This window comes from Thiolinea disciformis DSM 14473 (assembly GCF_000371925.1).
In the GTDB taxonomy this organism is placed as follows: Bacteria; Pseudomonadota; Gammaproteobacteria; order Thiotrichales; family Thiotrichaceae; genus Thiolinea; species Thiolinea disciformis.
In genome coordinates, this window is record NZ_AQVE01000002.1 from 259719 (window position 1) to 266863 (window position 7145).

Annotated in this window: 6 protein-coding genes; 1 reads left to right on the plus strand and 5 read right to left on the minus strand. The window is 43.6% G+C overall.

Going from position 1 to position 7145, the window contains the following annotated elements; translation table 11 throughout:
• Positions 1 to 38: 38 nt before the first annotated feature.
• The 5 genes from A3IE_RS0102785 to A3IE_RS19735 all read right to left on the minus strand — a co-directional run bounded on the left by A3IE_RS0102785 (position 39) and on the right by A3IE_RS19735 (position 5793).
• Entirely contained in the window at positions 39 to 1322 is a 1284-nt protein-coding gene (locus A3IE_RS0102785; protein WP_020394062.1) for a TRAP transporter large permease, read from the minus strand.
• Positions 1319 to 1939 carry a TRAP transporter small permease gene (locus tag A3IE_RS0102790; protein ID WP_020394063.1) on the minus strand — a complete coding sequence of 207 codons (621 nt, stop codon included), beginning with the start codon at positions 1937 to 1939 and terminating at the stop codon, positions 1319 to 1321. Before A3IE_RS0102790 ends, A3IE_RS0102785 begins: the two co-directional genes overlap by 4 nt.
• A gap of 121 nt (positions 1940 to 2060) precedes the next feature.
• Positions 2061 to 3056, minus strand: a complete 996-nt coding sequence (locus A3IE_RS0102795) for a TRAP transporter substrate-binding protein (protein ID WP_020394064.1) — start codon at positions 3054 to 3056, stop codon at positions 2061 to 2063.
• A gap of 266 nt (positions 3057 to 3322) precedes the next feature.
• Positions 3323 to 5203, minus strand: a complete 1881-nt coding sequence (dsbD, locus tag A3IE_RS0102800) for a protein-disulfide reductase DsbD (RefSeq protein ID WP_245539169.1) — start codon at positions 5201 to 5203, stop codon at positions 3323 to 3325.
• Between the two features lie 5 nt (positions 5204 to 5208).
• Positions 5209 to 5793 carry a thioredoxin family protein gene (locus tag A3IE_RS19735; RefSeq protein ID WP_020394066.1) on the minus strand — a complete coding sequence of 195 codons (585 nt, stop codon included), beginning with the start codon at positions 5791 to 5793 and terminating at the stop codon, positions 5209 to 5211.
• Positions 5794 to 5921: 128 nt separating this feature from the next.
• On the opposite strand from A3IE_RS19735, the gene A3IE_RS0102810 reads away from it, so the two are divergent.
• Entirely contained in the window at positions 5922 to 6902 is a 981-nt protein-coding gene (locus A3IE_RS0102810) for a ribonuclease Z (RefSeq protein WP_020394067.1), read from the plus strand.
• The last annotated feature ends 243 nt before the right edge of the window (positions 6903 to 7145 follow it).

Sequence of the window (7145 nt, forward strand, 5' to 3'; positions counted from 1 at the left end):
CCTACACCTTGGGGAGATGACGAGAGCAGATCGTAAAATTACATAATGCCTAGCAGTTTAGGTAGCCATAGGCTCAAGCCGGGCCAGTAAGTGACTACTGCTAAAAAGCCCAACATGGTTAAGAGCCAAGGCCATACCGCGATAGTCAATTCGGTGATACCCATCTTAGTAATGCCTGAGGCAACATATAGATTAAGTCCAACCGGTGGATGGCACATACCTACCTCCATGTTGACTACCATAAGAATGCCAAAGTGAATAGGGTCAATACCTAGTTTTATTGCCATAGGAAAGAGAATAGGTGCAAAAATCAAAACAATGCTAGAAGGCTCCATAAAATTACCGGCCGCGAGTAATAAGATATTCACTGCGAGTAAGAAAACGATATAGCCCATACCTTTGGCAAGCATCCAGTCAGCCAGTGCTTGCGGGATATTTTGGTCGGTCATGATGAAGGAGAACATGACCGCATTGGTAATGATATACAGCAACATGGCCGACATGCTGGCTGAATTGAGTAAAACCTTGGGGACATCTTTCCAACCAATATCTTTATAGACAAATAAAGCAATCACAAAAGCATACACCGCGCTCATGGCCGCCGCTTCTGTGGGAGTAAACATGCCGCTATAAATACCACCCATGACTACAATAATCAGCAATAATCCCCAAACCGAATTGCGAAATGCTGTCCAGCGCTCCCCCAGACTGGCTTTGGGTTGACGTGGATAATTGTGTTTGCGTGCACGATACCAAGTCGTAAGACCAAGCAGAAACGCCAGCATGGCACCTGGTACAACACCGGCCATGAATAAAGCGCCAACAGATGAATTGGTGGCGACCGCATACATAACCATGACAATAGAGGGAGGAATCAAAATCCCTAACGCACCTGAGGTAGTAATAACCCCAGCTCCAAATTGCTTGGGAAAACCCGCTTTCACCATGGCCGGTAGCAAGATTGAGCCAATCGCAACTACCGTTGCAGGACTTGAACCAGACACCGCAGCGAACAAAGCGCAAGCAACGACTCCAGCCAAGCCTAAGCCACCAAACCAATGTCCAACCATGGAGGAGGCAAAGGCGATCATGCGCTTTGCTACACCGCCGTGTGTGAGAAAATTACCGGCTAAGATAAAGAAAGGAATCGCCATGATTTCGAACTTTTCAATGCCTGTGAAAAGTTTGAGTGCCACAGATTCGAGTGGCGTATTCGTCATGGTGAATAAGAAGGTTAGAACGGTCAAACCTAGCGCAATAGAGATGGGCATACCGGTGAGCATTAGCACCAGCAATAAGCCAAAGATAATTAAGGCGCTCATGCTTTATGCTCCGTAGTGGTTAAGGCGGGCTCTTCATCCAAACCATCGACATGACCATGATCATGGTGTGGCATTTCGCCGGTTTTTAGGAAGGTTTTTAAGACTTGAATGAAGCGGAAACACATTAACGCCGAACCCAGTGGAATGGCTAAGTAGACGACCCAGACTGGCCATTCTAAATCAGGCGTCGTGGTGCCTTCATAATAAGCGCCCACATCCATATTCAATTTGGTCAATACTTCGTAGGCCATGCCGGTTTTCCACACCAATAAAGCCCCTAAGACGGCAACAGTTGAGGTAAATAGAATACAAGCGCTTAAAGCGATAATGGTCATCACGTGGCGTTTTTCGGGTGAGAGTCGATTGACTAAAACATCAACACCGACATGTATGCCTTGGCGTACTCCATAAGCTGCACCAAATTTAGCCATCCAGACGAATAGGATAATGCAGAGTTCTTGTGCCCAACTGAAATGTAGGCTGAGTAAATAATCTTGAAATGCGCCTAAGGGCATTCCCGATAAATAACGATGGACTACCGCAACAAAAATGACCGTAGTGGCCGCGGCAATCAAAAACATAATGAGTAATTCTTCCAGACGATCAAGCCATTTCACAGTACTCTCCTCCTATCTGTGGTGATCGAATAGCGCTTAGAAGCTAAGGCTATTACTGAACGGGGTCTGCTTGAAACTCCCCATCCAGCAAAGCAAAGACAGGGAGCCGCTAGGAGGAATGTTAATTAGTGCCAGTAGCTTTATTAATCGAATCGATTAGATCTTGACCAACACGACCTGCACTGTCCTTTTGCACTGGGAGTAATTTTTCTTTCCAAGCTTTCTTTTCATCATCACTTAACTCAATAATTTCAGATTTGCCGGATTTTTTTACTTCCTCTAGTGCCTTGTCATTTTCTTCTTTAGCGATTTGGTTGGCATAATCAGTGGCCTCCTTCATCGCTTCTTCCAATTGACCGCGCACTTCAGGGGTCAAACCGTCCCAGAAAGCTTTATTAGCAATAACCGCATAACCCAAATAGCCGTGATTAGAATTAGTCACGTACTTTTGTACTTCGTGCATTTTTTGGGTGTAAAGGTTAGACGGTGGGTTTTCAGTGCCGTCGACAACACCGGTTTGGAGGGCTTGATAGACTTCGGAGAACGCCATAACTTGGGGATTAGCACCCAAAGCGCGCATTTGCGCTTCTAATACTTTAGAAGACTGAATACGCATTTTTAAACCTTTAAAATCATCGACGGTTTTTAAAGGTTTATTGGCACTCATGACCTTAAAGCCATTATCCCAATACGCTAAGCCTTTTACGCCTTTCGCTTCTAATTTAGCTAACAAGCTTTTGCCCACTTCGCCTTGAGTAACTTTATGGAGTGCTTCATAGCCATCGAAAATATAAGGAATATCAAAAACTTCGAATTCTTTAACACCGAGTGGGCCAAATTTTGCCAACGAAGGCGCTAACATATGCACGGCACCCATTTGTAGGGCTTCCATTTCTTCTTTGTCTTTGTAAAGTGTGCTATTGGGATGAACTTCAACCTTCACTGCGCCTTTGGTTTTTTCTTCAGCCAACTGTTTAAATTTTTCTGCTGCTTTACCTTTTGGTGTATCAGGTGCAACGACATGGCTAAATTTGATGGTAATAGGATCAGCTGCATAAGTAGCTAAACTAGCAATACTCAATACAACAGCCGTGGTAAGGCTTAGGAAAGCTTTCATCTCTCACTCCAAGTTAGTTGATTTGACTCGAACAGACCTATTCATTATTAAAATAAATCAATGACTTGACTAGCTAGTGAGTGTTTTTAAATTAATCTATTATTAATCAATGTTTTATGATTTTTTGGGGATGTCCATCATAAAAAAAGTGGCGGATTTCCGCTAAAACTTCGATGATAGTAGTGGCGGATTTCCGCCACTGCCAATAAAAATAATGGATGTTAAATACACAGTGTTCAGTGTGAGTCGAGGCTGTGTAATATTGGCTAAGGTTGGGCAGTGACTTGTTGAATATGGGCAGTGAAGGGTTCCGCCTTCATAAAACCGACCAAGCGGAGCGACGCCAATTCTTGACCCTGCTTATTAAAAAATAACATAGCGGGTGGGCCAATCACATTATATTGCTTCATGAGCGCGCGTTGTTCAGGCGTGTTCGCGGTTACATCTATTTGTAGCAAGCTAAAGTTGCCAAGCGCGTGTTTAACTGCTGGATCTGGAAAAGTGTAGCGCTCCATTTCTTTACAACTTACACACCAGTCCGCATAAAAATCGAGCATAACAGGTTTGCCTTGGGCTTGGCTCAGCACTTGGGGAAGTTCGTTCGCTTTAACGGCTTGGAAATGAAGACCGTCATCGATAGACTGATTCTTGGCAAGCAAGGAGTGAATGGGGTGAAATACATCTTTGCCGCCTTGAAGAGCGCTTAGAATCAATAACACACCATAAATCATCACGGCTAAACCGAGTCCTTTAAAGACTTTTTGTAAGCTACTGCTTTGCACTGGCAGGCTGCTAATGGCTCCCATATAGATAGCCGCGCTAATCAATAAGGCTGCCCAGAGCAATAAATTGACCCATGCTGGCACAATCCGCTCCAACAATACGAGTGCAACCGCCAAGAGTAAAAAGCCAAATATAACGCGCACTTTTTCCATCCAAGCCCCAGCCCGAGGCATTATTTTACCAGCCGATGTTCCAATCGCTAATAAAGGTGTGCCCATACCTAGACTTAAGGCAAATAGTGCTGCACCGCCTAAGACCGCATCACCACTTTGTCCTATATAAATCAAAGCCCCAGCTAAAGGCGCAGCAACACAAGGCCCTACAATCAAGGCTGACAAAACACCCATTATCGCCACACCCCAATAAGAACCGCCTGATTGGCGATTACTGAGTGCACTTAAACGGTTTTGTATCGCAGCAGGCATTTGTAATTCATAAAACCCAAACATCGCCAAGGCAAGTAATACAAATACCAAGCTAAAGCTAATTAAAATCCATGGATGTTGAAAAAAAGCTTGTAAATTGGCGCCCAATAAACCAGTAATCACCCCAGCGATGGTATAAGTTGAGGCCATGGCTAATACATAGACCAGTGATAAGCGAAAGGCCGCTAAGGAGCTAAGATCTTTTTGTCCCGCAATAATGCCTGACAAAATAGGAATCATCGGAAACATACAAGGCGTAAAAGCTAGCAATAAGCCAAAACCGAAAAAACTTAATAAAGTCACTACACTATTGCCTTTACTTAAGGTATTGGCAATACGATCTTGTTCAGTAAGCGGCGTAGATGTTAAGCCATTACCCTCTGGGGTTTCTGGCTCTTTGACTTCCTTAAAAGTCACATTGATCGTATTGCCAGAACTGGGTAATTCAGCGCTAAAAACTTTACGTTCTGGCGGGTAACAAACCCCTAATAATTCCGCGCAGCCTTGCCAGCTCAAAGCAAGTTTGAGTTGTTTCGCCTCAAGCTTTGCGCTTAAAGGTAACACAGCATCGACCTGATTATGTAGCACTTGCACTAAACCAAAATACTCATCTTGCTTTTGCTCACCAGCGGGTAATTGTAGTGCTCCCACGGTGAAGTGCTGGTTAGCATTATCCAGTACTTCAATCTTGATTTTATTGCGATATAAATAATAATGAGGTGCTATTTTCCAACCCGCTATTACTTGTTTGCCATCATAAAGCGGCTCAACCAAAGCAAAGGCTTGCTCAGTTGGCAAAGGCTCATCATTGTTATTGTTAGTAGTTTTTGCACTATTTAATAAATTATCCAAGGGGGATGAATTAGCAGCATGGCTAGGTGGCAAGCTTAAAAAAGCCAACCAGAGCATGAAAAAGAATCGAATAATAACAGGGTTCATTTTTATTAGTTCGTCTTAACAGGATTAGCTTTCAAATAGTCGTCGAGATTACCTTTTGCATAGGCTTTGGTCTGGACAAACTCCATAATGCGATTAAAGTCACGATTAGCCTGATAGCCATTTAAACGCGTCACTACTTTATTGTCACCATCAAGAAATAAAATCGTAGGCGTATATTTAATTTCTAGCTGGGTCGCTAGTTCTTTTTCAGTAAGCGAAACGTCTTTACTAAAGGCGACCTCTCGTGAACCTAGTACATTCAGTTCAACAACATCAAAATGTTTTTGAATGTATGTTTTTTGGGTTTCAGGCTCAAAATTATCCTTTAGCATTTTGTCGCAATAAGGGCAGTTGTCTAAATGAAAAAAGACTAAAACATGCTTACCAGCGGCTGCGGCTTCTTTAGCATCTTCGCTTAAATCCAGAAAGCTTTGTTTAAACCACGTTGGCAGTTCATAAGGTGTTGGCTTAGGTGGTTTAGGAATATCCGTTTCAGCAGGTGTTGCTAGCAAGTTCTCCGCAACAGTCGCTTGCATCAGTGCGCCACCACTTATTAATAAAGCCATTAGCCACCCTGCATAGCGTTTCATGATCTGTATCCCTCTCTAAAGTACTTCCAAAAACTTAGCAGAATTCATGCTAGCTGTCTGTAATCCGCCTTAATCAAAAGGAGATAGTGTTAAGCTTGTAGTCGTTATCAATGGCACCAGAGTGACTTATGCAGTTGACTTTTTTAGGAACGTCTTCGGGGACACCAACTAAACAACGGAATGTCTCTGCTTTAGCCTTACAAAGCACGCCGCGTCATTGGTACTTAGTAGATTGTGGTGAAGCGACCCAGCATCAATTACTACGAAGTTCTCTATCCTTACGCACACTGCATAGTATTTTCATTACCCATGTCCATGGTGATCATTGTTATGGTTTGCCCGGCTTACTCGCCAGTGCAGCCTTGCAAGGACGTACTGAGGTCTTACAACTAATTGTGCCACGCGATTTAAAAACGTGGTTAGAAGCAACCCTTCAACTGACACAATCACGTATGAGTTATCCTATTCAATTTTATTTAATTGAAGATTTAAACGAATCCATACCATTACCCGATTTCAAGGTGCAGGTGATCCCGCTGTCCCATCGTGTCGAGTCGTTTGCCTTCAAATTTATCGAAGTGCTAGCTGCGCCAAAGCGGCGGTTAAATCAAGCAAAATTACAGGCTGAGGGGATCGCACCAGGGAAGATTTGGGGTCAATTGCAGCAGGGACTGGATGTACATTTATCAGAGGAAACCGTTTTATTAGCGCAAGATTATCTGATTCACGCGCAATCAAGAACGCCCAATGCAGTAATTATTGGTGGGGATAACGATAAGCCTGAATTATTAGCACCTTATTTAGACCACGTGAAATTGGTGGTTCATGAAGCGACCTTTACTCAGGCCATCGCTGACAAAGTCGGATCATTGCCACAACACAGCAGTGCCAAGCAAGTTGCTGAATTTGCTGAGCATTATGCGCTTCCTAATCTGATATTGACACATTTTAGTGCGCGATTTAGTGATGAAATGACGCTTATCGAAGAGGAGGTGCGTGAGTATTATCATGGACATTATTTTCTTGCCCGCGATTTTGACCGTTTTCATCTTCATGATGCTGGTGTTTTGGAACTCAGCACAACACCCGCCAATTATTCAACAGGCTAGGGAGGGTTACTGTGCAAAAAAAGTCGCTGTTGAAGCTGGGTGTATGGTGATCCCCGATCCGATTGAACGTCATTAGACACCTCCTGCGGAAGTCATTTTTTAAACAGTTTTGCGGCCTAAATTTCAATCAATTCTGGGATGATCCTACCCAGGAATAGTGGACACCTCGAAAAGCGAGTATTCTCAGCAAACGAGGTGAAGAATGAGCACGAAACAACCTGGCAAGAAAGCCCGCTATACCCG

Coding starts and splice junctions, on each gene's coding strand:
- A3IE_RS0102785 (WP_020394062.1), bottom strand. CDS start 1,322: ATGAGCGCCTTAATTATCTTTGGCTTATTGCTGGTGCTAATGCTCACC.
- A3IE_RS0102795 (WP_020394064.1), bottom strand. CDS start 3,056: ATGAAAGCTTTCCTAAGCCTTACCACGGCTGTTGTATTGAGTATTGCT.
- dsbD (WP_245539169.1), bottom strand. CDS start 5,203: ATGAACCCTGTTATTATTCGATTCTTTTTCATGCTCTGGTTGGCTTTT.
- A3IE_RS19735 (WP_020394066.1), bottom strand. CDS start 5,793: ATGAAACGCTATGCAGGGTGGCTAATGGCTTTATTAATAAGTGGTGGC.
- A3IE_RS0102810 (WP_020394067.1), top strand. CDS start 5,922: ATGCAGTTGACTTTTTTAGGAACGTCTTCGGGGACACCAACTAAACAA.